21 protein-coding genes and 1 riboswitch are annotated in these 25503 nt (G+C 69.1%); of the genes, 15 read left to right on the forward strand and 6 right to left on the reverse strand.

The annotated features are described in order from the left end of the window. Positions 1–13: 13 nt before the first annotated feature. Complete coding sequence (locus IFU30_RS19600) at positions 14–1129, reverse strand: mannose-1-phosphate guanylyltransferase (protein WP_064294827.1); 1116 nt, start codon at positions 1127–1129, stop codon at positions 14–16. A gap of 107 nt (positions 1130–1236) precedes the next feature. Here IFU30_RS19600 and corA point away from each other — a divergent pair, with 107 nt between their 5' ends. The 5 genes from corA (at position 1237) to IFU30_RS19625 (ending at position 6029) form a co-directional block, all read left to right on the forward strand. Further along, positions 1237–2361 (forward strand): magnesium/cobalt transporter CorA, encoded by a 1125-nt coding sequence (corA, locus tag IFU30_RS19605; RefSeq protein WP_071262530.1) that lies wholly within the window; start codon positions 1237–1239, stop codon positions 2359–2361. 194 nt (positions 2362–2555) lie between these two features. Then, complete coding sequence (sdhC, locus tag IFU30_RS19610; protein ID WP_255376691.1) at positions 2556–2984, forward strand: succinate dehydrogenase, cytochrome b556 subunit; 429 nt, start codon at positions 2556–2558, stop codon at positions 2982–2984. Next, the gene (locus tag IFU30_RS19615; protein ID WP_064294824.1) at positions 2984–3430 is read left to right on the forward strand and encodes a succinate dehydrogenase hydrophobic membrane anchor subunit; all 447 of its coding nucleotides are present in this window, start codon (positions 2984–2986) and stop codon (positions 3428–3430) included. The genes sdhC and IFU30_RS19615 overlap by 1 nt, the downstream gene beginning before the upstream one ends. A gap of 26 nt (positions 3431–3456) precedes the next feature. Further along, positions 3457–5259 (forward strand): succinate dehydrogenase flavoprotein subunit, encoded by a 1803-nt coding sequence (gene sdhA, locus IFU30_RS19620; protein ID WP_086474106.1) that lies wholly within the window; start codon positions 3457–3459, stop codon positions 5257–5259. 2 nt (positions 5260–5261) lie between these two features. Next, positions 5262–6029, forward strand: a complete 768-nt coding sequence (locus tag IFU30_RS19625; RefSeq protein WP_064294822.1) for a succinate dehydrogenase iron-sulfur subunit — start codon at positions 5262–5264, stop codon at positions 6027–6029. 84 nt (positions 6030–6113) lie between these two features. Here IFU30_RS19625 and ptsP read toward each other — a convergent pair whose 3' ends face one another. Then, the gene (gene ptsP, locus IFU30_RS19630; RefSeq protein ID WP_192006832.1) at positions 6114–7772 is read right to left on the reverse strand and encodes a phosphoenolpyruvate--protein phosphotransferase; all 1659 of its coding nucleotides are present in this window, start codon (positions 7770–7772) and stop codon (positions 6114–6116) included. A 57-nt stretch (positions 7773–7829) separates the two neighbouring features. On the opposite strand from ptsP, the gene IFU30_RS19635 reads away from it, so the two are divergent. From IFU30_RS19635 to trpS, 3 genes are all read left to right on the forward strand, one after another. Next, on the forward strand, positions 7830–9137 hold the full coding sequence (locus tag IFU30_RS19635; RefSeq protein ID WP_192006833.1) for a YhjD/YihY/BrkB family envelope integrity protein: 1308 nt from the start codon (positions 7830–7832) through the stop codon (positions 9135–9137). Between the two features lie 9 nt (positions 9138–9146). Next, positions 9147–9992, forward strand: a complete 846-nt coding sequence (locus IFU30_RS19640) for an exodeoxyribonuclease III (protein WP_079707339.1) — start codon at positions 9147–9149, stop codon at positions 9990–9992. A gap of 71 nt (positions 9993–10063) precedes the next feature. Beyond that, on the forward strand, positions 10064–11068 hold the full coding sequence (trpS, locus tag IFU30_RS19645) for a tryptophan--tRNA ligase (protein ID WP_079002883.1): 1005 nt from the start codon (positions 10064–10066) through the stop codon (positions 11066–11068). Positions 11069–11127: 59 nt separating this feature from the next. Here trpS and IFU30_RS19650 read toward each other — a convergent pair whose 3' ends face one another. The 4 genes from IFU30_RS19650 to IFU30_RS19665 all read right to left on the reverse strand — a co-directional run bounded on the left by IFU30_RS19650 (position 11128) and on the right by IFU30_RS19665 (position 16731). Next, on the reverse strand, positions 11128–12027 hold the full coding sequence (locus IFU30_RS19650) for a hypothetical protein (RefSeq protein WP_192006834.1): 900 nt from the start codon (positions 12025–12027) through the stop codon (positions 11128–11130). Positions 12028–12478: 451 nt separating this feature from the next. Next, positions 12479–13993 (reverse strand): glycerol kinase GlpK, encoded by a 1515-nt coding sequence (gene glpK, locus IFU30_RS19655; protein WP_079707342.1) that lies wholly within the window; start codon positions 13991–13993, stop codon positions 12479–12481. Between the two features lie 101 nt (positions 13994–14094). Next, the gene (locus IFU30_RS19660; RefSeq protein WP_079002885.1) at positions 14095–14847 is read right to left on the reverse strand and encodes an MIP/aquaporin family protein; all 753 of its coding nucleotides are present in this window, start codon (positions 14845–14847) and stop codon (positions 14095–14097) included. 147 nt (positions 14848–14994) lie between these two features. Then, positions 14995–16731 (reverse strand): glycerol-3-phosphate dehydrogenase/oxidase, encoded by a 1737-nt coding sequence (locus tag IFU30_RS19665; protein ID WP_124769721.1) that lies wholly within the window; start codon positions 16729–16731, stop codon positions 14995–14997. A gap of 134 nt (positions 16732–16865) precedes the next feature. Between IFU30_RS19665 and IFU30_RS19670 the strand changes: the two genes are divergently transcribed. The 7 genes from IFU30_RS19670 (at position 16866) to IFU30_RS19700 (ending at position 25474) form a co-directional block, all read left to right on the forward strand. Next, a complete protein-coding gene (locus IFU30_RS19670; protein ID WP_064294816.1) occupies positions 16866–17852 on the forward strand; it encodes a sugar-binding transcriptional regulator in 987 nt (328 codons plus the stop codon). A 90-nt stretch (positions 17853–17942) separates the two neighbouring features. Beyond that, a riboswitch (FMN riboswitch) is annotated at positions 17943–18104 on the forward strand. A gap of 80 nt (positions 18105–18184) precedes the next feature. Continuing rightward, the gene (gene ribD, locus IFU30_RS19675; protein WP_249404933.1) at positions 18185–19261 is read left to right on the forward strand and encodes a bifunctional diaminohydroxyphosphoribosylaminopyrimidine deaminase/5-amino-6-(5-phosphoribosylamino)uracil reductase RibD; all 1077 of its coding nucleotides are present in this window, start codon (positions 18185–18187) and stop codon (positions 19259–19261) included. 21 nt (positions 19262–19282) lie between these two features. Beyond that, positions 19283–19978 carry a riboflavin synthase gene (locus tag IFU30_RS19680; protein ID WP_192006835.1) on the forward strand — a complete coding sequence of 232 codons (696 nt, stop codon included), beginning with the start codon at positions 19283–19285 and terminating at the stop codon, positions 19976–19978. After that, positions 19975–21258 (forward strand): GTP cyclohydrolase II, encoded by a 1284-nt coding sequence (gene ribA / locus IFU30_RS19685; RefSeq protein ID WP_192006836.1) that lies wholly within the window; start codon positions 19975–19977, stop codon positions 21256–21258. Before IFU30_RS19680 ends, ribA begins: the two co-directional genes overlap by 4 nt. Before the next feature lie 84 nt (positions 21259–21342). Continuing rightward, positions 21343–21813, forward strand: a complete 471-nt coding sequence (gene ribH, locus IFU30_RS19690) for a 6,7-dimethyl-8-ribityllumazine synthase (RefSeq protein ID WP_079707346.1) — start codon at positions 21343–21345, stop codon at positions 21811–21813. A gap of 203 nt (positions 21814–22016) precedes the next feature. Then, on the forward strand, positions 22017–23363 hold the full coding sequence (locus IFU30_RS19695) for an MFS transporter (protein ID WP_079707347.1): 1347 nt from the start codon (positions 22017–22019) through the stop codon (positions 23361–23363). A 182-nt stretch (positions 23364–23545) separates the two neighbouring features. Then, on the forward strand, positions 23546–25474 hold the full coding sequence (locus IFU30_RS19700) for an ABC transporter ATP-binding protein (RefSeq protein WP_192006837.1): 1929 nt from the start codon (positions 23546–23548) through the stop codon (positions 25472–25474). Positions 25475–25503: the final 29 nt, after the last annotated feature.

Consider the following 25503-nt stretch of genomic DNA (forward strand, 5'->3'; position numbering starts at 1 on the left):
CGTCGGTCGCCGATCAGAGGACGTCGTCGCGACCGGACAACTTGAGGGCGTCCACGACGCTCTTCACCCGCTGCGCGTTGGCGCTCGTGGTGACGAGCAGGGCGTCCGGGGTGTCGACGACGACGATGTCCTGCACGCCGATGAGGCTGATGACCCGACCGGTCTGGCTGACGACGATGCCGCTGGAGGCGTCCGACAGCACCCGCGCGTTCTCGCCGAGGATGGCGAGGTCGGACTTGCGCCCCCCGGAGTTGAGCTTGGCGAGCGAGGCGAAGTCGCCCACGTCGTCCCAGTCGAAGTGCGCCGGCACGACGGCCATGCGACCGGCGGCCGCGGCGGGCTCAGCCACGGAGTAGTCGATCGCGATCTTCTCGAGCGCCGGCCAGACGCGGTCGACGACCGGGCCACGGGCCGCCGCGTCGTCCCAGACCTCGGCGAGTTCGAGGAGGCCCGCGAGGAGTTCGGGCTTCTGCCGACCGATCTCCTCGAGGAGGACGTCGGCCCGCGAGATGAACATCCCGGCGTTCCAGAGGTGCTCGCCGCTCGAGACGTACCGCTTGGCCGTGGCGAGGTCGGGCTTCTCGACGAAGGAGTCGACCAGCATGACCCCTTCGGCCCCGCGGATGCCGAGGTCGCGGGCGCTCTTGATGTAGCCGAAGCCGATGGCGGGCTCCGTGGGCTGGATGCCGATCGTGACGATGTAGCGCTCCTCGGCGGCCGTGACGGCCTGGGCGACCGCGGCGCGGAACAGGCGGTCGCCGCGGATCACGTGGTCGGCGGCGAACGAGCCGACGATGACGTCGGGTTCGCGACGGACGAGGATCGCTGCGGCGAGCCCGATCGCGGCGGTCGAGTCGCGCGGCTCGCTCTCGAGGACCACGTTGGCGTCGGCGAGGTCGGGCAGCTGCTGTTCGACGGCCGCGCGGTGCGCACGCCCGGTGACGACCATGATGCGCTGGTCGCCGGCGATCGGCGCGAGGCGGTCCCAGGTGGCGCGCAACAGCGTGCTGCCGGAGCCGGTGAGGTCGTGCAGGAACTTGGGTGCGTCGGCTCGCGAGAGCGGCCAGAGACGACTGCCGATGCCGCCGGCCGGGATCACTGCGTAGAAGCGTTCGAGGGGCGTGGTCATCCCCCGAGCGTACCGCCAGGCTCCAGCCTGAGGACGACGGCACGGAAGCGTCATCTGACGGGTTTACGATGAGCGCCAGATCGAGCACGAGAAAGAACGGTACGAGCATGGCTGGACGCAACGTCCTCGGGATCCCGATCCCGTCCTTCGGCAGCAAGCAGGCTCCCCCGGTCCCCGTCGGTCCGCCGGACGCAGCGGACCTGGACGGCCGCAACAGCATCGTCAACGCCTGCATCTACCGCCACGGTTCCCGCAGCTCGACGCTCACCTCACTCGAGGACACCTTCCGCGCGCTCCATGAGACCCCGGACGGCGTCGCGTGGATCGGGCTCTACCGGCCCGACGCCGGCGAGCTCGGCGTCCTGGCTGCGGAGTTCGGTCTCCACCCGCTCGCCGTCGAGGACGCCATCACCGCGCACCAGCGGCCGAAGATCGAGCGGTACGACGATGTCCTGTTCGTCGTCCTCCGGGCCGCCAACTACGTCGACGAGACCGAGACCGTCGAGTTCGGCGAGCTGCACGTCTTCGTCGGTCCGAACTTCGTCATCACCCTCCGGCACGCCGAGTCCCCCGACCTGTCGCACGTCCGGGCGCGGATGGAGCAGGAGCACGAACTCCTCGCCTACGGTCCGCAGGCGATCCTGTACGCCATCATCGACGCCGTCGTCGACGGCTACGGTCCGGTGGTCGCCGGGCTCTCGAACGACATCGACGAGATCGAGGAGCAGGTCTTCGTCGGCGAGTCCCAGGTGTCCCGCCGTATCTACCAACTCTCCCGCGAGGTCATCGCCTTCGAGCGGGCGACGCACCCGCTCAGCGACGTGATGCTGTCGCTCGAGCAGGGCAGCGCGAAGTACGGGGTCGCCGACGAACTGCAACGTGGCCTCCGCGACGTCGCCGACCACCTCACGAGCGTCAACCAGCGGATCGACGCCTACCGGGAGCTGTTGCGCGACATCCTGACCGTGAACAGCACCCTCGTCGGGCAACGCCAGAACGAGGAGATGGCGAAGATGACCGAGGCGAGCCTCAAGCAGGGCGACGAGGTGAAGAAGATCTCCTCCTGGGCCGCCATCCTGTTCGGCCCCAGTCTCATCGCGGGGATCTACGGCATGAACTTCACCCACATGCCGGAGTTGTCGTGGTGGTTCGGCTACCCGATGGCGCTCGCGCTCATGGCCACCACGAGCGTCATTCTCTACAAGGTGTTCAAGCGACGGAACTGGTTGTGAACACCCGGTGTCGCCCGGTCGTCGCGCAGATGTCCGGCCTCTCTCGACGTCGAGACAGTTAGGCCAGCCTTAGCGGCGGGACCGCGCATCCCACGCCTACACTTGGTCCAGCGCGCCGATTCGACGCACGGCAGGCAACAACCCCCGCACGGCAGAACGATCTGCCGCAGATAGCGACTATCAGGGAGGACCTCGTGACCGCGAGTCTCACGCGAACGTCACCGTTGGAATCCACGACATCCAAACGCCCGGCCGGCACCCTGTACCGGGGCCGTGAGGGCATGTGGTCGTGGGTGCTCCACCGGATCACCGGCGTCGCCATCTTCTTCTTCCTCCTCGTGCACGTCCTCGACACCGCGCTGGTGCGGGTCTCCCCCGAGGCGTACAACGCCGTCATCGGCACGTACAAGAACCCCATCATGGGGCTCGGCGAGGTCGCGCTCGTCGCCGCCATCGCCTACCACGCGTACAACGGCATCCGCATCATCCTCATCGACTTCTGGTCGAAGGGCACCAAGTACCAGCGGCCCATGTTCTGGATCGTCATCGGTCTCTGGGTCGTGACGATGCTCGGCTTCACGCCGCGCCACCTGATCAACGTGTTCAGCGAGATGGGCCACTGATGACGACGATCGCCGCTCCCCGCACCCCCGCTCGTCCCGCGCGCCGTAAGGGCGTCAACTGGGAGAAGTGGGGCTGGATCTACATGCGCGTCTCCGGCGTGATCCTGCTGGTCCTCATCTTCGGCCACCTGTTCGTCAACCTCATGGTCGGCGACGGCATCAAGGCCATCGACTTCGCCTTCGTCGGCGGCAAGCTGTCGAACCCCTTCTGGCAGTGGTGGGACGTCGCCATGCTGTGGCTCGCACTGATCCACGGCGGAAACGGCATGCGCACCATCGTCAACGACTACGCCACGGGTCGCACGATCCGCGGTGTCCTCAAGGTCGCGATCCTCGCCGCCGTCACCATCCTCATCATCCTCGGGACCCTGGTCGTCTTCACCTTCGACCCGTGCCCCGCCGGCGCACCTGCAGACCTGCTCGCGTCGTTCTGCCCCGCCAACTGAGCAACCGAGACCGAGCAACGGAAACCGTGACTACAGAAACCACCGAGTCCACCGTCATCGACGGCATCCACTACCACCAGTTCGACATCGTGATCGTCGGTGCCGGCGGTGCCGGCATGCGCGCCGCGATCGAGGCCGGCCCCGGAGCGAAGACGGCCGTCATCTCCAAGCTCTACCCGACGCGGTCCCACACGGGAGCGGCGCAGGGCGGTATGGCCGCTGCGCTCGCGAACGTCGAGGAGGACAGCTGGGAATGGCACACCTTCGACACCATCAAGGGAGGCGACTACCTCGTCGACCAGGATGCGGCGGAGATCCTCGCGAAGGAGGCCATCGACGCGGTCATCGACCTCGAGAACATGGGTCTGCCGTTCAACCGCACCCCCGAGGGCAAGATCGACCAGCGTCGCTTCGGCGGCCACACCCGCGACCACGGCAAGGCGCCGGTCCGCCGTGCCTGCTACGCGGCCGACCGCACGGGCCACATGATCCTGCAGACGCTGTTCCAGAACTGCGTCCGCCTCGGCATCAACTTCTTCAACGAGTACTACGCGCTCGACCTGATCATGACGAACGTCGACGGCGTCGACAAGCCGTCCGGTGTGGTCGCGTACGAGCTCTCCACCGGCGAGATCCACGTCTTCCAGGCGAAGGCGGTCATCTTCGCCACCGGTGGCTTCGGCAAGATCTACAAGACGACCTCGAACGCCCACACCCTCACGGGCGACGGCGTCGGGATCATCTGGCGCAAGGGTCTCCCGCTCGAGGACATGGAGTTCTTCCAGTTCCACCCCACCGGCCTCGCCGGTCTCGGCATCCTCCTCACCGAGGGAGCGCGAGGTGAGGGTGCGATCCTCCGGAACGCGAGCGGTGAACGCTTCATGGAGCGGTACGCCCCGACCATCAAGGACCTCGCCCCGCGAGACATCGTCGCGCGCTGCATGGTCCAGGAGGTCGCGGAAGGCCGCGGTGCCGGGCCGAACAAGGACTACGTCTACCTCGACTGCACCCACCTCGGTGCCGAGGTCCTCGAGACCAAGCTGCCCGACATCACCGAGTTCGCGCGCACCTACCTCGGCGTCGACCCGGTGACGGAGCCCGTCCCGGTCATGCCGACCGCGCACTACGCCATGGGCGGCATCCCGACGAACGTCAAGGCCGAGGTCCTGAGCGACAACAACACCGTCGTCCCCGGCCTGTACGCGGCCGGCGAATGCGCGTGCGTGTCCGTCCACGGCTCGAACCGGCTCGGCACGAACTCGCTCCTCGACATCAACGTGTTCGGCAAGCGCGCCGGCAACAACGCCGTCGAGTACGTCCAGGGCGTCGACTTCACGCCACTGCCCGAGAACCCCGCCGGCTTCGTCTCCGGCCTCATCGAGCAGATGCGGAACTCCAACGGCACCGAGCGGATCTCCACGATCCGCAAGGAGCTGCAGGAGGAGATGGACCGTAACGCCCAGGTGTTCCGGACCGACGAGTCCCTCGCCGGCGTCACCGCCACCATCCACAACCTGCGCGAGCGGTACCAGAACATCGCCGTCCAGGACAAGGGCAAGCGCTTCAACACGGACCTCCTCGAGGCGATCGAGCTGGGCTTCCTGCTCGACCTCGCCGAGGTCGTCGTCTACTCCGCTCGCAACCGTCAGGAGAGCCGTGGCGGTCACATGCGCGACGACTACCCGAAGCGCGACGACGAGAACTACATGAAGCACACGATGGCGTACCTGTCCGGCGACCCGCACTCGTCCGACGCGGCCGACCACATCCGACTCGACTGGAAGCCCGTGGTCATCACGCGGTACCAGCCGATGGAGAGGAAGTACTAGCGATGAGCACTGCAACGCTCGAGAACCCGCCGGCCGCGGCACCGGAGGAGATCCAGTCCTTCACGGTCACCCTGATCATCCGTCGATTCGACCCGGACGTGGACGCCGAGCCGCGCTGGGAGGACTTCGACGTCGAGATGTTCCCGACGGATCGCATCCTGGACGCGCTCCACAAGATCAAGTGGGAGCAGGACGGGACCCTCACGTTCCGTCGCTCCTGCGCGCACGGCATCTGCGGCTCCGACGCCATGCGGATCAACGGCCGGAACCGCCTCGCCTGCAAGACGCTGATCAAGGACCTCGACATCTCGAAGCCGATCTACGTCGAGGCGATCAAGGGCCTGCCGCTCGAGAAGGACCTCGTCGTCGACATGGACCCCTTCTTCGCGTCGTTCCGCGAGGTGCAGCCGTTCCTCATGCCCGGCAAGCCTGCGGAGAAGAACAAGGAGCGCGTGCAGTCGGTCGCCGAGCGCGCCCGCTTCGACGACACCACGAAGTGCATCCTGTGCGCCGCGTGCACCTCGTCGTGCCCCGTGTTCTGGACCGACGGCCAGTACTTCGGCCCGGCGGCGATCGTGAACGCGCACCGCTTCATCTTCGACTCCCGCGACGACGCGTCGCAGGTCCGCCTGGACATCCTCAACGACCAGGAGGGCGTGTGGCGCTGCCGCACCACCTTCAACTGCACCGAGGCGTGCCCCCGCGGCATCCAGGTCACGCAGGCGATCGCCGAGGTCAAGCAGGCCATGATCTCCGGCAAGGTCTCCTAGCCCACACCCGGTTCATCCGTCCGGCCCAGCGCACTGCGCTGGGCCGGACGTGTTCGTGCAGGGCGACCTGTTCGTCGAGCGACGTCAGGCCAGCGCGGCAGCTCTGGCTTCAGCCGGTGACGCGGCGCTCAGGGCGTCCATGGCCATGGCACGAGCCGCCTCGAGCGTGTAGCGTCGCAACTCGCTCCGGACGTCGCCGAGCGCGGACGGGGTGACCGAGAGACTCGTCGCCCCGAGGCCGACGAGCACGACCGCGAGGGCCGGGTCCGCTGCCGCCTCCCCGCAGACGCCGATCGAGCGCCCGGAGGCGAGACCGGCGTCGCCGACGAGCTTGACGAGCCGCAGCACGGCGGGGTGCCACGGGTCCTGATACGAGCCGAGCGGCCCGAGGAGACGGTCCGCCGCGAGCGTGTACTGCGTCAGATCGTTGGTGCCGATGCTCACGAAGTCCGCGACCCCGAGGATCTGCGCGGCGAGCAGCGCACTCGACGGCACCTCGATCATCGTCCCGACCGTGCGGAGCCCGAGCCGTTTCGCGAGGGTCACGAACGCCGCGGCCTCGGGGAGGTCGGCGATCATCGGGGCCATCACCCAGAGGTCCGCCTCGTGGGCGTCCTGTGCGAGCGCGAGCGCCGTGAGCTGGTCTCGGAGCACCTCGTCACGTGCGCGGAGCGCCCGGATGCCCCGCACCCCGAGCGCCGGGTTGGCCTCGGCCTCGTCCGGTCGGAGGAAGGCGAGCGGCTTGTCGGCTCCGGCGTCGAACACCCGGACGACGACCCGCTTGCCCGGGAACGCCGCGAGCAACTCGCCGTAGCGGTCAGCCTGTTCGGCGACGCCCGGCGCCTCCGCGCGGTCCAGGAAGAGCAGCTCGGTGCGGAACAGCCCGACCCCCTCGGCGCCGAGGGCCAGGGCACCGGCCGCACCGGTGACGGACCCGAGGTTCGCGAGCAGGGGCACCGGGGTGCCGTCAGCGAGTTCGCCCGGTGAGCGCGGTGAGACCCGCACGCGCTCGGCCGCGGTGGACCTGGCGGACCGCACCTCGCGTTTCGTCGGCGACCCGGTGACGACCCCGGCTCCGGCGTCGACGAGGACGATCTCACCGTCCTCGAACTGCTCGGCTCCTGCCACGCCCACGACGGCGATGAGTGACTGCTCGCGCGCGAGGATGGCCGTGTGCGAGGTCGCCGAGCCGCCACTCGTGACGAGTGCCAGCACCCGCTCGAGATCGAGGAGCGCGGCGTCTGCCGGAGCGAGGTCCGTGGCGACGAGGACGAACGGCTCGTCCGACTCGGGAGGTCCGGGGACAGGTCGGCCCAGTAACCGCGCGATGACCCGTTGCGAGACGTCACCGACGTCGGTCGCGCGCGCCGCCATCGGCTCCCCCAGGTTGAAGAGGACCTGCTGGACCGTCGCCAGGGCCTCGAACACGGCGCGCTCCGCGGAACGCCCCGCCGCGATGCGCGTTGCGACGTCCTCCGCGAGCGCCGGGTCGTCCGCCATGACCGCCTGCGCTTCGAGCACGTCCTGCGCATGTCCGCCGGCTCGTCGAGCCCGGTCCTCGAGGTCGGCCCGCGTCGCGCTGAGCGCCGCGACGGCCCGCGCCTGTTCGAGCGTGACGTCCCCGCCGAACGGGTCGGCGCTCGGTTCGGGCAGCGGTTCCGGCATGCGGAGCACGGGACCGGCGACGACGCCGCGTCCGACGCCGGTGCCGGTGAACGTGCGTTGCCCCTCCGCCTCGCGCATGGTTCGACCCTAGTGCACCGCCTCTCCCCCGGTCCGGCCCGCTTGTAGGCTGGTCCGGTGACCAATCCGCGTGCGCCGAGGAAGGACTCCGCCGACGCGCCGGACGCCGGTACGACCCCCAGGGTGCGGCTCCAACAGACGCCACCGCCACTCGTGTTCCAATGGATCCAGAACAGCGAGAACCCGTTCATCCGACGGCTCGCGCCCCGCGCGGCGAGAGCGGAGCGCGCCACGACGTGGGTCATGCGGCTGAAGCCCTATCGCGTCATCCATCGGTATCTCGCCATGGACGGCAACCTCCTGGCCGCCGGGATCAGCTTCCAGGCCGTCTTCGCCGTGTTCGCCGCGGTCTACGTCGGATTCGCCATCACCGGCATCTGGCTCGGCAACAACGCCGAGGTCTTCCAGGCGCTGGTGGAGATCATCAACCGCGCCGTCCCCGGCCTCATCGGCACCGACGGCGAAGGCATCATCGCCGAGGAGCAGTTGTCGAGTGCCTCGCTGCTCGGCTGGACCGGGGTCATCGCCGCCGTCGGTCTCATCTGGACGGCGATCGGCTGGCTGTACTACACCCGGCAGGCGGTCAGGTCGATCTTCGCGCTACCGAAGGTCGCGGCCAGCTTCTTCCTGCTCAAGGTCGTCGACCTCGTGCTGGCACTCGCCTTCGGCGTCCTCCTCCTCGTCTCCGCGACGCTGTCGGTCGCCAGCACACAGGCACTCAGTTGGCTGCTGTCACTGGTCGGCTTGGAGGGCACCTTCTGGGTGACCGTCGGCAGCCGGGTCGTCGGGCTGGTCGTCGCGGTGGTCGTGAACCTCGTCACCCTCGGCGCCATGTACCGCGTGCTCAGCCGGATCCGGATCCCGTGGCGCAACCTCTTCGGAGGCGCGCTCCTCGGCAGCCTGGTGCTCTCACTCCTGAGCGTCGCGAGCAGTGCGGTGATCGCCGGGGCCTCCCGGAACCCGTTGCTCGCGACCTTCGCGGTGTTCATCGGCCTCATGCTGTGGTTCAACCTCGTGAGCCGCGTCATCCTCGCCTCCGCCGCCTGGATCGCCGTGGGGCTCGACGACCAGGGCATCAGTGTGCGCACGACGACGCCGGAGGAGCAGGCGGCCGAAGAGCTGGCGGCCAGGACGCTGATCGCCGAGGCGGAACTGCGGGAGGCTCGCGAATCCCTCCGGCGCGCCAAGGGCCCGGCGGTCTGGTTCGCCCGCCGGCGCGTCCGGCACGCCGAGGAGGCCTCGGCCGACCTCATCCGAGAGCACGGCGAAGCCCCCGAGTCGCCAGCGGCGGACGCGTCGGACCCACCTCATCGCCGACGCCAGGGCGGACGCCGGGGCCAGGGCGTTGTCGGCCCCCGCGACTAAGCTGGAGGCATGTCTGCACCCCTCCGCATCGCCAGTGTCAACGTCAACGGAGTCCGCGCGGCCTTCCGCAAGGGGATGGGCGACTGGCTCGAAGACCGCGGGGTCGACATCCTCGCCCTGCAGGAGGTCCGCGCTGCGACGAGCGACCTCGAGACGCTCTTCGGACCGGAGTGGAACATCCTGCACGATGCCGCGACCGCCAAGGGGCGTGCCGGAGTCGCGATCGTCAGCCGTCGCTCGGCGGGCATCCACCGCGTCGCCCTCGGAGCCGATGACTTCGACAGTGCGGGTCGGTGGATCGAGGCCGACTTCGACATCGACGGCACCCTCGTCACGGTCGTGAGCACCTACGTGCACTCCGGCGAGGTCGACACCCCCAAGCAGGTCGAGAAGTTCCGTTTCCTCGAGGCGATGCTCGAGCGGCTGCCGGCACTGCGCGAGCACAACCCGCTGTCCCTCGTCGTCGGCGACCTCAACGTCGGCCACACCGAGCTCGACATCAAGAACTGGAAGGGCAACGTCAAGCGTGCCGGCTTCCTGCCCGCGGAGCGGTCCTACTTCGACCGCTACCTCGGCCCGGCTGGTGAGACCGTGACGGGCGTCGACGGCGTGACCGGCACCGGCCTCGGCTGGGTCGACATCGGGCGCCAGTCCGCCGGCCAGGTCCCCGGTCCCTACACCTGGTGGTCCCAGCGCGGCCAGGCCTTCGACACCGACACCGGCTGGCGCATCGACTACCAGCTCGCCACCCCCGAGCTCGCGGCCCTCGCGTCCGGCTATACGATCGACCGCGCCGCGGCGTACGACCAGCGATGGTCCGATCACGCCCCCGTCGTCGTCGACTACGCCGTCTGACCCTCCGGCATCACGCCACCCCACCACTCCGTGCCCCGGCTCCGGCCGCTCATCCCTCTGCGAGAACCCACATGACCAAGCCACGCCTGTACTCCGGCATGCAGCCCTCCGCCGACTCGCTCCACCTCGGCAACTACATCGGTGCCCTCCTGCAGTGGAAGCAGATGCAGCAGGAGCACGACGCCTTCTTCAGCATCGTCGACCTGCACGCGATCACGGTGCCGCAGGACCCCGCCGAGCTCCGCGAGAAGACCCGTCGCACGGCCGCCCAGTACATCGCCGCAGGCATCGACCCCTCCGCGTCGACCCTGTACGTCCAGTCGCACGTCCCGGCGCACGCACAGCTCGCCTGGGTGCTCAACACGATCACCGGCATGGGCGAGGCCGCGCGCATGACGCAGTTCAAGGACAAGTCGGCCAAGCACGGGCGCGACGCCTCGTCGGTCGGGCTCTTCGCCTACCCGATCCTCATGGCGGCGGACATCCTGCTCTACCAGACCGACATCGTGCCGGTCGGCGACGACCAGCGGCAGCACATCGAGCTCACGCGCGACCTCGCCGAGCGGTTCAACGCCCGCTTCGGCGACACCTTCGTCGTCCCGAAGGCGCAGATCCAGAAGGACTCCGCACGCATCTACGACCTCCAGAACCCGACGTCGAAGATGTCGAAATCCGCCGAGACACCGGCGGGGATCATCTGGTTGCTCGACGAGCCGAAGGTCACGCAGAAGAAGATCATGCGTGCGGTCACCGACAACGACGGCGTCATCGCCTTCGACGCACAGGAGAAGCCCGGTGTCTCGAACCTGTTGAGCATCTACTCCGCGATCACCGGCTCCCCCATCGAGGCCGTCGTCGGCGAGTTCGAGGGTCGTGGCTACGGCGACCTCAAGAAGGGCCTCGCCGAGGTCGTCGTGGGCGAACTCGAGCCGGTCCGTGCGCGCGCGCTCGAGCTCCTCGACGACCCCGCCGAGCTCGACCGCCTGCTCGCGGTCAACGCCGCGCGCGCGACCGAGGTCGCCGAGCAGACCCTCGCCGAGGTCTACGACCGCGTCGGACTCCTCCGCCCCGCCTGATCCCGCGGTCCGTTCGCAACTCCTGCTCGTCACTGTCCGCAAGCCCGCACACACCGCACTCACCGCGCGGCCCGTGGAGTACCCACGCGGTGAGCAGGAGTTGTGCGTACGTCCCCGATCAGACCGGTGATCGCTGCCGCGACGAGCCCGGGCTCATGCACCACGTGCTGGTAGAGCGGTCGCAACGTCATCAGCCCGCGCGAGGCGGCTCTGAGGTCGCGGGTGCGGTCGGAGACGGCGTGCGCCCACCCCTCATGATGGGCTCGACTGTCGACCTCGATCAACAATGACTCAGCCACCAGGAGATCACCGCGTCCCCCCTCCGCCAGACGGGGCTGCACTTCGTACGACAGACCGAGGCTGCGGACGATCAAGCGCAGGAGTGTCTCCGGACCTGACTCGGCGCGTCCATCGATCAACGCCATGAGCGCACGAAAGCGTTCGGGCACCAGGGCGAAGACTCGTCGGAGGTCGGGCTCATCCACCAACCCGAGATGGACCGCGCTGTCGAGCGTCGCGAGTGCCATCCGCGGCGACTGGCACCGGATGGACTGGGCCAGTGCGTCGATGATCGACACGTCGCAGTCGAACGTGCCGCACGGCTGATCAAGCGGTCGCCAGTGGAGAGTGAACTCCCGTCGATCACTGGTAGCCAGCCGTCGGTCCTCCGCCCGCGGTCCGCGAAGTCGTGAGGCGCTGCGGTCCACATGCACATGGACCCGGGTGGCGTCGAACACGAACACACCACGGGCGGCCAGGGTGGACAGGCACGCTCGCCTCCCCCCGATGCGCACTGCGGCACGGATGTCATCGTGTACTCCGGGGAGCGCGTATCGATCGCGCCGCACGCGAACGATCGTTCCGTCACGCACCGCCTGGGTGATCTCACGCGGTCGCATACCTTCCTCGAGAAGCGTCGAGCGGGTGAGGATCGTGTGACCAGAAGCTGCACTGTCCATCCATCGAGGTTCGGGGCACCGATCGAGCGGTCGGTCTCACGCGGCTGCGTCGTCGTCGGTCGAGGACTACGGGAGCACTGTGGAGGAGGGTCACGGTCAGGGCGTCACCGTCGCGCGCGGTGCACAACTCCTGCTGGCCACTGGCCAACGCTCAGGATCGACCCCAGGGAGGCGCCGCAGCAGCGAGGAGCAGGAGTTATGCGCATGTGGGACACCCATCTCGACGAGATGGGGTCGGAGCGAGTCTCGCGGGAGGCAGCGAGTTCGCGCAGAACTCCTGCGCCTGACCGGCCCGGTCGGCGCGGGCAGGCGGAATGGCGCGGTTGCTCCCGAGTCGGTCCTCAAGCTGCAGGAGTTGTGCGCAGGTGCACCCTGCGGGAAGCGGCACGAGGACGGACGACAGAACGGCCCGCCCTCCGCGAGGAGGACGGGCCGTTCCGGTCGGTCGGGACTACTGCACGTCGTCGTCGACCCAGTCGAAGGTCTTCGTGACGGCCTTCTTCCAGTTGCGGTAGAGGCGGTCGCGCTCCGCGGAGTCCATGTTGGGCTCCCAGCGCTTGTCCTCCTGCCAGTTCTTCGCGAGGTCGTCGAGGTCGGACCAGAAGCCGACGGCGAGACCGGCCGCGTAGGCAGCGCCGAGCGCCGTGGTCTCGGCGACGACCGGTCGGATGACCGGCACACCGAGGATGTCGGCCTGGAACTGCATGAGCGTGTCGTTGGCGGTCATGCCGCCGTCGACCTTGAGCTCCGTCAGCGGGACACCCGAGTCGGCGTTGACGGCGTCGATGACCTCGGCCGTCTGGAACGCGGTCGACTCGAGGGCGGCCCGGGCGATGTGGCCCTTGTTGACGTACCGGGTGAGCCCGACGAGCGCACCGCGGGCGTCCGGACGCCAGTACGGCGCGAACAGCCCGGAGAACGCCGGCACGAAGTACGCGCCACCGTTGTCCTCGACGGTCTTGGCGAGCGCCTCGACCTCGGGAGCGGAGGAGAACATGCCGAGGTTGTCGCGCAGCCACTGGACGAGCGAACCGGTCACGGCGATCGAACCCTCGAGCGCGTAGTGCGGCTTCGCGTCGCCGAGCTTGTAGCCGAGCGTCGTCAGCAGACCGTTCTCGGAGTGGACGATCTCCTCACCGGTGTTGAAGATGATGAAGTTACCGGTGCCGTAGGTGTTCTTGGCCTCGCCCTGCTGGAAGGCGGCCTGCCCGAAGGTCGCCGCCTGCTGGTCGCCGAGGATGCCGGCGATCGGCGTCTCGCGGAGGAGGCTGTCGTCGGACGCGTGGCCGTAGATCTCGGAGGAGCTCTTGATCTCCGGGAGCATCGACTTCGGGACGCCGAACGCCTTGAGGATCTCGTCGTCCCACTGCAGGGTCTCGAGGTCCATGAAGAGCGTGCGCGAGGCGTTGGTGACGTCGGTGACGTGCACGCCGCCGTTGACACCACCGGTGAGGTTCCAGATGACCCAGCTGTCGGTCGTGCCGAAGAGGAGGTCGCCTGCCTCGGCCTTCTCGCGAGCACCCTCGACGTTCTCGAGGATCCAGACGATCTTCGTGCCGGAGAAGTAGGTCGCCAGCGGCAGGCCGACGGTCTTCTTGAAGCGCTCGACGCCGCCGTCCGCAGCGAGGCGGTTCACGATGTCCTGGGTGCGCGTGTCCTGCCAGACGATCGCGTTGTAGACGGGCTGACCGGTGGTCTTGTCCCAGACGACGGCGGTCTCGCGCTGGTTCGTGATGCCGATGGCCGCGATGGCGTGCCGGGTGATGTTGGCCTTGCTGAGCGCCTGGCCGATGACCTCGCGGGTGTTGTTCCAGATCTGGTTCGGGTTGTGCTCGACCCAGCCGGCCTTCGGGAAGATCTGCTCGTGCTCGAGCTGGCCCGTTGAGACGATCGATCCGCTCTTGTCGAAGACGATGGCCCGGGAACTCGTCGTCCCCTGGTCGATTGCGATGACGTAGTCCGCCATTGGATACTCCTTCGTTGCGTGCGTTGCGAGGTGAGGCACCGGAACCGGTACCCCGGGGTGCCGCGGCGGTGATCGTGTCCGGTCACCGCCGCAGCGTCAGGTCAGACGGCCGGGAGCAGCACCATCGAGGCGAGGGCCGCGAGGACACCACCGAGCAGGGGGCCGACGACCGGCACCCAGGCGTAGGACCAGTCGCTCTTGCCCTTGCCCTTGATGGGGAGGAGGGCGTGGGCGATGCGCGGACCGAGGTCACGTGCCGGGTTGATCGCGTAGCCCGTCGGGCCACCGAGGGAGGCACCGATACCGACGACGAGCAGGGCGACGGGAAGGGCGCCCAGGGCTGCGAGTCCCCCGGGGACGCCCTCGATGACCACCGCGTCGGGGCCGGTCTTGCCGAAGGACATCACGACGAAGACGAGGACGAAGGTCGCGATGACCTCGGTCACGAGGTTCCAGCCGTAGCTGCGGATCTCCGGACCGGTCGAGAAGACACCGAGCTTCTTGCCCGGGTCCTCCTCCTGGTCGAAGTGCTGCTTGAAGGCGAAGTACGTCAGCACGGCACCGATGAAGGCACCGACCATCTGCGCCGCCCAGTAGACGAGCGCCGTACCGAAGTCGATCGACCCCGTGGTGAGGAAGCCGATCGTGACGGCGGGGTTCAGGTGTCCGCCGGAGGCGTAGGACACCGTGACACCGGCGAAGACCGCGAGGCCCCAACCGAAGTTGATGAGCAGCCAGCCGCCACCGAGGCCCTTGGATTTCGTGAGGATCGCCGTGGCGACCACACCGGTACCGAGGAGGACGAGCATCGCCGTCCCCACGGTCTCGGAGAGGAAGATGGTTCCGAGGTTCATGTCTTCATTGACCTTTCATAGGTGTGGCCGTGTGGGGGCCGACGCCGAGGCGCGAGCCCCCGCTGGGCGAGGTTGCACTGACCAGTTGCTTGTAAGGTAGCCAGCTCCTGTTGCACAGGACAAGGGTCTTGCCTGCACATTCGTGCATTATGAGAACGCCGGGGCCTCCTTGGCGGCGTCGACCCGGAGGTCGACCTGGTGGGCGTCGCGCAGGCGGTCGAGCGCTGCGGTGATCTGCGCCGTCCGCTCGGCGTCGTCCCACCCGAGGACACCGCCGACGACGCGGGCGATCTCGTCGACGAGGCCGGCGGTCAGCGATCCGGTGAAGGCGAGGCTCGTGCGACGGTGCAGCACGTCGGAGAGGTGCACGACCTGCTCCTGCTCGACCAGGTACTCCAGCTCCTGCACGCTGTAGTCGGCAGCGCCCTGCAAGCGGTCGTCGCCGTGCTCCGACAGGTGCTCGAGGAGTGCGGCGGCCTTCGTGCCGTACCGGCCCAGCAGCTGCTCGGCACGCTTGGCACCGGTGCCGTCCTCGTGCCCGGCGACCCAGGTGCGCGTCGCCGAGTCGGTGCGCGGGAAGCCGGCGCCGCCGCCGATCGCGAGGCCGAGGGTCTCCACGGGGCGCGGCGCCCCGATGGTGTTGAGCACGTCCGTGCTGAGGTGCTCGGCGAGGGCCCGGAAGGTGGTCCACTTGCCACCGACGAGGCTGAAGACGGTGGTGGACGGACGTGCAGCGGCGGCCCGGCGCTCGATCCGGTAGTCGCGCGACACGAAGCCGGGGGCCTCGTCGTCGTGCTTCGGGAGCGGGCGGATGCCGGAGAACCGGTAGACGATCTGCTCGCGCGAGGTCGCGATGGTCGGGAAGACGTGCTTCACGAGGTCGAAGAAGTAGTCGACCTCCTCCTCGGTGCAGACGCTCGGGGTGCTCGGGTCGGCGTCGATGTCGGTCGTGCCGACCATGACCTTGCCCTTGAGCGGGTAGATGAGGACGATGCGGCCGTCCTCGTGCTCGAAGAAGATCTCGCGCCCCTTGGTGGCCGCGTAGAGCTCCGGGTTGTCGAGGACGATGTGCGAGCCCTTCGTGCCGCCCATGTAGGTCGTCGGCTCGCCGAGGCCGGCGTTCGTGAGGTCGGTCCAGGGGCCGGAGGTGTTGACCACGACGTCGCTCGTCACGGTGAAGGTCTGGCCGGTGACGGTGTCGCGGAGCTCGACGCCGTCGGCTCCCATGCCGACCGCCTCGACGTAGTTGACGGCGCGGGCGTGCGGGCCGGCGGCGAGGCCGTCCATGAGGACGTCGAGTGCGAGACGCTCCGGGTCGTGCATGGAGGCGTCGTAGTAGGTCGCCGTGTACTTGAGGCCCGGGTTCATCTTCGGCAGGTCGGCGAGGGACTTCTTCCGGCCGTGGAAGCGGTGACGCGGCACGCTACCGCCGTCACGGGAGAAGGAGTCGTACGCGGTGAGGCCGACCTTGATGAGCAGCGCGCCACGCTCCTGCGGCTTGCCCTGCTTGTGGGTGAGGAAGCGCAGCGGTGCGGAGAGGATGCCGGAGAAGGTCGAGAAGATCGGGACCGTGGTCTCGAGCGGCTTCACGTAGTGCGGGGCGATCTTGATGAGCCCGTTGCGCTCCTGCACCGACTCCTGGACGAGGCGGAACTCGCCGTTCTCGAGGTACCGGATGCCGCCGTGGATCATGTGGCTCGACGCGGCGGAGGCGCCGGAGGCCCAGTCGTTGCGTTCCACGAGCGTGACGTCGACGCCCTGGAGCGCGAGGTCGCGGAAGGTCGCGATGCCGTTGATGCCGCCGCCGATGATGAGCACCGACGCCTGCGGGCGGTCGATGACGGACTGGACGGTGGAACGGGGAGCTGACGACTTGAGGGACATGAGATGCCTCGCTTCTTCGCGGTTGGTACGCGACGCTGCCGGGATTGCGCGCCGCTGAATGATGTGACTGAATACATCGTGACACCCGCTGCAACTCTGAACAGCCCTAGTGAACAAACGTGCAAGGAGACCCGATGTCGCTCGCAGACGCGCTCAGCCAGCCGGACCGGACGGCCGAGGCGCTCCGTGCCGCACAGCTGTATTACGTGCAGGACCTCACCATGGAGGCCATCGCCCAAGAGCTCCACACCTCCCGGTCGTCGGTCTCCCGCCTGCTCGGATATGCGCGGGAAAGCGGGCTCGTCGACATCCAGGTGCGCTCCCCGCACGACATGCCGTCGCGGCTCGAGGCGGAGTTCCGCGACCGCTTCGGCGTGACCGCCCACATCGTCCCGGTCCCCGACCACACGAGCGACATCGACCGCCTGGAGCGGGTCGCCCTCTCGGCTGCACGTTTTCTCGGCTCGGTGTTCGACTCGAACATGACGCTCGGCCTGGCATGGGGCTCGACCGTGAGTGCGGTGGCGAGGCACCTCACCCCCAAGCGGACCCACAACTCGCAGATCGTCCAGCTGAACGGTGCGGCCAACACGCGCACCTCGGGCATCCTCTACGCGAGTGAGATCCTGCATCGGTACGCGGACGCCTACGGGGCCTACGCGCAGCAGTTCGCGGTGCCCGCCTTCTTCGACGACCCGTCGACCAAGCTGGCCCTCTGGCGGGAACGCAGCATCCGACGCGTGCTCGAGATCCAACGCCGCATGGACGTCGCGCTGTTCGGTCTCGGCTCGCAGCTCTCGGGGGTGCCCAGCCACGTCTACGTCGGCGGCTACCTCGACGACAGCGACTTCGAGGCGCTCGCGAGCGCCGGCGCGGTCGGGGACGTCGCGACCGTGTTCTTCCGCGCCGACGGTTCCTGGCGCGACATCCCCTTCAACAATCGTGCGTCCGGGCCCGACCTCGACGTGCTGCGCGGCGTCTCCCGTCGGATCTGCGTGGTCGCCGGAGCCGCCAAGGTGCCCCCGCTCCTCGGGGCGTTGGCGGGCGGGCTCATCTCCGACCTCGTGGTCGACGAGGGAACGGCCCGCGCGGCGATCGACCAGCACGACGCCCAGCGCTGACCCCGGCCGCATCAGGCGCCGCAACCGGGCGTCATCCGAACCGGGAATAGGGCACCCACTCAGCCCGTTGACCTAGAATCGACAACACGTAACGTGCTCCGGGGTCGGTGAGAGTCCGAACCGGCGGTGATAGTCCGCGACCCGTGTCTCGCGCAAGCGAGGCCCGGTTGACCTGGTGGAACTCCAGGACCGACGGTTATGAACGCGTCTGCTCGCAGGCGGCGTTCGAGTCCGGATGGAAGGAAGCACGGGTGTCGGCCGATGGTCGACGCCGGCGAGCACCTGCCCGCGACCCCGGAACTCGTGTCAGTACCGACCGAGATGACGGACAGATGAGCGCAGGAACCGAGGCACCGCAGGCGAGTGTCCGCGAGGAGCAGGCCATGCTGCGCGCGCTCGAACTCGCCGCCAACGGCCCCGCCCGCGGGGTCAACCCCCGCGTCGGCTGCGTCATCCTCGACGCTGACGGCACCGTGATCGCCGAGGGCTGGCACCGTGGAGCCGGCACCCCGCATGCGGAGGTCGACGCCCTGTCCCGCCTCGCTCCCGGAGCGGCCCGCGGCGCGACGGCCGTCGTCACCCTGGAACCCTGCAACCACACGGGCCGGACCGGACCGTGTGCCGTCGCCCTCCTCGAGGCCGCTGTCGAGCGCGTCGTGTTCGCCGTGGACGACCCCGGCCACCACTCCGGAGGTGGAGCCGAACGACTCCGCGACGGCGGCGTCACCGTCGTCGGCGGTGTGCTCGCCGGACCGGCGGAGGACCTCCTCGGTGACTGGCTCACCACCGCCCGCCTCGGCCGTCCGCTCGTCACGGTGAAGTGGGCCTCGAGTCTCGACGGGCGGATCGCCGCGAGCGACGGCACGAGCCGCTGGATCACCGGCGACGCCGCGCGCGACGACGTCCACCGTCGACGGGCCGCCCACGATGCGATCCTCGTCGGCACGGGGACGGTCCTCGCCGACGATCCGAGCCTCACCGCTCGCGACGACCGCGGCGACCTCCTGCCCGAGCAGCCATTGCCCGTCGTCATGGGCGGTCGCCAGATCCCCCTGGACGCCGCCGTCCACCGCCACCCCCGGCCGGTCGTCGTCCACCACGGGCATGATCCGGCTGCGCTGTTAGCCGAGCTCCGCGCCGTGGGCGTCCGGAGCGTCTTCATCGAGGGCGGCCCGACCATCGCCACGGCGTTCCTCCGCGCAGGACTCGCCGACACGGTCCTCACCTACCTCGCCCCGGTGCTCCTCGGCGGCCCTCGCCTCGCGATCGGCGACCTCGGTGTCGACACCATCGGCGAAGCGATCCGCCTCACCACCGTCGGCGTCGAACCACTCGGCGACGACCTCCTCGTCATCACGACACCCGACCGCAGCGCCTCCGCCTCGGCCGCCCGCCACCTCACCGCCTGACCCCCAGAGAACGGACCACCCATGTTCACGGGCATCATCGAAGAACTTGGCACGATCGTCGCCATCGACCACGGCGAGGACTCGGCACGGTTCACCGTCAGCGGCCCGCTCGCCCTCGAGGGCACCAGGCACGGGGACTCCATCGCCGTGAGCGGTGTCTGCCTCACCGTCGTCGAGCAGACCGGCGAGACGTTCACGGCCGACGTCATGGCCCAGACCCTCGCGATGAGCTCCCTCGACGGCGTCACGGTCGGATCTCCGGTCAACCTCGAACGCGCGGCCCGCGTCGGCGACCGCCTCGGTGGCCACATCGTCCAAGGTCACGTCGACGGCACCGGCACCGTCCTGGCCACGGTGCCCGGCGAGGCCTGGCGCGTCGTGCGCGTCTCGCTCCCCGCGGCACTCGCGCCGCTCGTCGTCGACAAGGGATCGATCACCGTCGACGGCGTCTCGCTCACCGTCAGCGCCATCAGCGCACCGGACGCACCGGAAGCCTGGTTCGAGGTGTCCCTCATCCCCGAGACGCTGGCCGCGACGACGCTCGGTGAGCGGGTCCCCGGCGATCGTGTGAACCTCGAGACCGACATCCTCGCCCGGCACGTCGAGCGCATGCTCGCATTCAGCCGTCTCGAGTCGGCATTCCCCAGCAGCATCGGCCAGGATCCGCAGTCCGCGGACCCGGTCGGCACCACCGCCACCGGAAGGGGCAACGCATGAGCATCGCCAGCATCCCGGAGGCCCTCGCGGCACTCCGCCAGGGCCGACCGGTCATCGTGGCCGACGACGAAGGGCGAGAGAACGAGGGCGACGTGATCCTCGCCGCGGAGTCCGCCACCCAGGAGTGGATCGCGTGGACGGTCCGACACTCCTCCGGATTCATCTGTGCACCGATGACGAACGAGATCGCCGACCGACTGGCCCTCCCGCCGATGGTCGCGCTCAACGAGGACCCCAGAGGCACCGCGTACACCGTCACGGTCGACGCGGCCGACCGGCTCAGCACCGGCATCAGCGCCGCCGACCGCGCCCACACCCTGCGCGTGCTCGCCGACCCGGCGTCCGTGCCCGCCAGTCTCTCGCGCCCCGGACACATCGTCCCGTTGCGCGCCGTCGACGGCGGGGTGCGTGAGCGCGACGGCCACACGGAGGCGGCCGTCGACCTCATGAAGCTCGCGGGGCTGGTCCCCGTCGGGGCGATCTCCGAGATCGTCGCCGACGACGGCGAGATGATGCGCCTGCCCGGCCTCATCGCGCTCGGGGAGCGGGAGGGCGTGCTCGTCACGACGATCGCCGCACTCATCGCCTTCCTCGAGGAGAACCCCGATGCGGCTGCGGTCTGCGCCGAGGAACGCGCCGCCCAGGCGGCCATCCCCGAATCGTCGAACGTGTCGTTCGAGGTGGAGACGACCGTCCCGACGACGCACGGCTCGTTCCGGTTGCGCGCCTACCGCGACCGCAGGACCGGTGCCGACCACGTCGCCATCATCGCCGGCGACCCGCAGGCCACCGGTGCGCTCGTGCGCGTCCACTCCGAGTGCCTGACCGGCGAGGCGTTCGGCTCGCTCAAGTGCGAGTGCGGTCCTCAGCTCGACAGTGCTCTGGACACCATCCAGCGCCACGGCGGTGTCGTCGTCTACCTGCGCGGGCACGAAGGGCGCGGCATCGGCCTCGTCAACAAGCTGCGCGCCTACCGGTTGCAGGAGGACGGTCTCGACACCCTCGACGCCAACCTCGCGCTCGGGTTGCCGGCCGACGCCCGCGACTACACGGCGGCGAGCGCGATCCTGACGGACCTCGGCATCACCTCCGTGCGCCTGCTCTCGAACAACCCGGAGAAGGAGCGACAGCTCACGAACCACGGCATCGCCGTGAGCGAGCGCGTCCCGCTGGTGGTCGGCGTCGGCCTGTTCAACGAGGGCTACCTCGAGACGAAGCGCGACCGCATGGGCCACAGCATCGGGTTCGAGCTCGCACCGGAACCGCACCCCCACCAGTAGTCCACCGCCGCCCTCGATTCCCTCGAGGAGCGAGAACACCACCAACCCCCTCGACGCGCTCGAGGGTAGAAGACAGGAGACCGCATGAGCGGCGAAGGATCCCCCACCATCAGCGTCGACGGCACCGGCCTCGACATCGTCGTCATCGCCGGCACCTGGCACGAGACCATCACCGACGGTCTCATCGCCGGAGCAGTCAAGGCCCTCGATGCGAGCGGCGCCAACCACCGCCTCGTGCGGGTCCCCGGGAGTTTCGAACTCCCGGTCGTCGCCAAGGCCGCCCTCGAGGCCGGGGCCGACGCGGTCGTCGCGCTCGGGGTCATCATCCGTGGCGGCACGCCGCACTTCGAGTACGTCTCCGACGCCGCGACGAGTGGCCTCACGCAGGTCAGCATCCAGACGGGCAAGCCCGTCGGCTTCGGCGTCCTCACCCTCGACGACGAGAAGCAGGGGCTCGACCGCGCAGGGCTGCCCGGGTCGAAGGAGGACAAGGGGGCGGAGGCCGCCGATGCCGCCGTCGCGACCGCGATCGTCCTCCGCGAGCTGCGCGGCTGACCCGAGCAGAGGCGCATCACGCGGCATTCCGGTATCGGTATACGCCCTTCCGGGCAACCGAATACCGGAATGCCGTACTTCGGCGTACAGTGTCATGGTCCTGCCACAAGCGGGCGAACCTCTGATCCTGCCGTCGTCGGCGGGCGTGCGCGACCGGTGCTGATGCTTCGACGGCGTCCATTCCCGAACCGAAACGCGCACGCATGTCTCTCGAAGCAACCCCAGTCACCAAGGCCCCGGTCAATCCGCGCTCCCGAGTCGTCCTCGCCAGCCTCATCGGCACGACGATCGAGTTCTACGACTTCTACGTCTACGCGACGGCCGCCGTCCTCGTCTTCCCGCACCTCTTCTTCCCGAGTGAGGACCCGACCGCGGGTCTCCTCGCCTCCTTCGCCGTGTTCGGCGCCGCGATGGTGGCCCGCCCCGTCGGTGCCGTCATCTTCGGGCACCTCGGCGACAAACGCGGTCGGAAGGCGACCCTCGTCGGCGCCCTCCTCACCATGGGGATCGCGACCTTCCTCATCGGTCTGCTGCCGACCTACCAGCTCGTCGGCTGGGTCGCCCCGCTGCTCCTCGTGATCCTCCGCATCGGTCAGGGCTTCGCGCTCGGCGGCGAATGGTCGGGCGCCGCCCTCGTCGCGACGGAGAACGCGCCGACCGGCAAGCGTGCCCTGTTCGGCACGTTCCCGCAGCTCGGTGCGCCGATCGGCTTCATCATCGCCAACGGACTGTTCCTGATCATCGCGGCGATCCTCCCGAGCGACGACCCGTCCATGCCGTCCGAGGCGTTCCTCGAGTGGGGCTGGCGCATCCCGTTCCTCTTCTCCGTCGTCATGGTCATCGTCGGCCTCTGGGTCCGTCTCCGTCTCGTCGAGAGCAACGCGTTCACGAACGCGAAGGAGCAGGGCAAGGTGCAGCGGTCGCCGCTCGCGAGCGTCGTCAAGCTGCACTGGCGCAAGCTGCTCCTCGGCACCTTCTTCATGCTCGCCACCTACGTGCTCTTCTACCTGATGACGACGTTCTCCCTGAGCTACGGCCGTGCGCCACTCGACGCCCCGGTCGCCGGGCTCGGCTACAGCTACACGACCTTCGTGCTCATGCTCATCGCCGGCGTGGTCTTCTTCGGGATCTTCACGCTCGTGTCCGGTCCCTTCGCCGACAAGTACGGACGCCGCAAGACGCTCATCGTCGTGACGAGCGCGATCCTCGTGTTCGGTCTCGTCTGGGTCCCGTTGCTCGGCGCCGGGTTCACCGGGGTCATGATCTGGCTCATCATCGGATTCAGCCTCATGGGGTTCACCTTCGGACCGATGGGCGCCCTGCTGCCCGAGCTGTTCCCGACGAACGTGCGGTACACCGGGTCCGGGATCTCCTACAACGTGTCGTCGATCCTCGGTGCCGCGGTCGCACCGTTCATCGCCGTCGCGCTGTGGAGCGCCGGCGGCGGCAGCCCGTTCTGGGTCGGCGTCTACCTCTCGGCGATGGCCCTGATCACGCTCGTCGCCCTCATCGTCTCCAAGGAGACCAAGGACGTCGACATCGACGCCTGATCGAGGCGACCACCGAGGGCCGGTGCGTGGAGGACGTCTCCGCACACCGGCCCTCGGTGCGTCCGCGCTCGGTGCGTCGGCTTCGGGCTCGGCGCGTGCGACCGTCGCCTAGAGTTGAACCACGGTGCGCCGTCGCCATGGACGTCTCGGAGCCGCGCACCGCACCTCGGAGGAAGAGCACCATGAGCACCCCAGCGCGCCCGGCACGCAGCCGCAACCCGTTCAGCCGACCGAAGGACGACGGTCCCCGCGCGAGCCTCAAGCAGCTCATGCCGTACATCTTCGAGCACCGCTCGATCCTCATCGTCGTCATCATCCTGAGCGTCATCGGAGCGGCCGCGTCACTCGCCCAGCCGCTCATCGTCAGCCAGGTGATCGGGGTCGTCGAGGCGGGCCGGTCGCTCGGCAACCTGGCGTGGCTCCTCGTCGGGCTCGTCGTGGTCTCCGGCGTCATCAGCGGGTACCAGCACTACCTCCTCCAGCGCGCCGGCACCGGGGTCGTGTACTCCTCCCGGCGCCAGCTGATCGCGCGCATCTTCCGGCTGCCGATCAGCCAGTTCGACACGCGCCGCACCGGCGACCTCGTCTCGCGGGTCGGCAGTGATACGACCATGCTCTACGCCGTCCTGACGCAGGGCTTCGTAGACGCCGTCGGCGGTGCCATCACCTTCCTCGGCGCACTCATCGCGATGGCGATCATCGACCCCGTCCTGCTGGGTCTCACCCTCCTCGTCGTCATCGTCTCGGTCGTCGTGGTCGTCGCCCTGAGCGGACGCATCCGCGTCGCCAGCCGCGAGCAGCAGACCAAGGTGGGCGAGCTCGCCGCCGCGGTCGAGCGCGCCATCAGCTCCATCCGCACCGTCCGGGCGTCCAACGCGACCGACCGCGAGATCGACGCGGTGGACGGCGTGGCCAAGGAGGTCTACGGCGTCGGCGTGCGGATCGCGAAGATCTCCTCGCTGGTCGTCCCGGTCGCCGGCATCGCCATGCAGACCTCGTTCCTGGTCGTCCTGGGCGTCGGTGGGTTCCGGGTCGCGTCCGGGGCCATCACCATCGCGAGTCTCGTCGCGTTCATCCTCTTCCTGTTCATGATGATCATGCCGCTCGGCCAGGCCTTCGGCGCGATCACGAGCGTCAACCAGGCGCTCGGAGCGCTCGGCCGGATCCAGGAGATCCTCGACCTGCCCGACGAGGGCGATGACGACGCGGCCATCGCCGCGCGGGTCGGGCGTCCCGGGACCGCCTCAGCGTCCGCGCCGGCGATCGAGTTCGACGGGGTCGAGTTCGCCTACCCGGACGCGGCGGTCATCGAGCGCGAACGGGCCGCAGCGGAGGCGCTCGCGACCGAGGCGCTGAGTGAGGGCAGCAGCGCGCCGGAGGTCGTCGCCGCCGATGCCGCCCGACTCACCGAGGCGCAGTCCGCGCTCGGTCGGCAGGTGCTCCGTGGAGTGTCCTTCGCGGCGATGCAGGGCAGGCGTACGGCGCTCGTCGGACCGTCCGGCGCCGGCAAGAGCACCATCCTCGGGCTCATCGAACGGTTCTACGACCCGACGGCCGGTGCCATCCGCCTGGGCGGCGTCGACATCCGCACGATCCCCCGCGCCGACCTCCGGGACCAGATCGGGTACGTGGAGCAGGACGCCCCGGTCCTCGCCGGCACGCTGCGCGACAACCTGCTGCTGTCGTCACCGGATGCGAGCGACGCCGACTGCGAGCGCGTGCTGCACGCGGTCAACCTCGGCGGGGTCCTCGACCGCAACCCGCTCGGTCTCGCCGCCCCGGTCGGCGAGGACGGCATCATGTTGTCGGGTGGCGAGCGGCAACGCCTCGCGATCGCGCGCGCCATCCTCGCTGCTCCCCCGATCCTGTTGTTGGACGAGTCGACCTCGAGCCTCGACGGCGTCAACGAGCAGATGATGCGCGAGGCCATCGACGCGGTCGCGACGGGACGCACACTCATCGTAATCGCGCACCGGCTCTCGACCGTCGTCGACAGCGATCAGATCGTCGTCCTCGAGGAGGGTCGGGTGGTCGGCGTCGGCACCCACAGCGACCTCGTGACCGAGGTCCCGCTCTACCGCGAACTCGCCAAGCACCAGCTCCTCGTGTGACGCTCCGCTCGCCCGACCGTCGTCGGGCG

Origin of the sequence: Plantibacter sp. CFBP 8798 (assembly GCF_014841195.1) — a bacterium.
GTDB classification, from domain to species: Bacteria; Actinomycetota; Actinomycetes; order Actinomycetales; family Microbacteriaceae; genus Plantibacter; species Plantibacter auratus.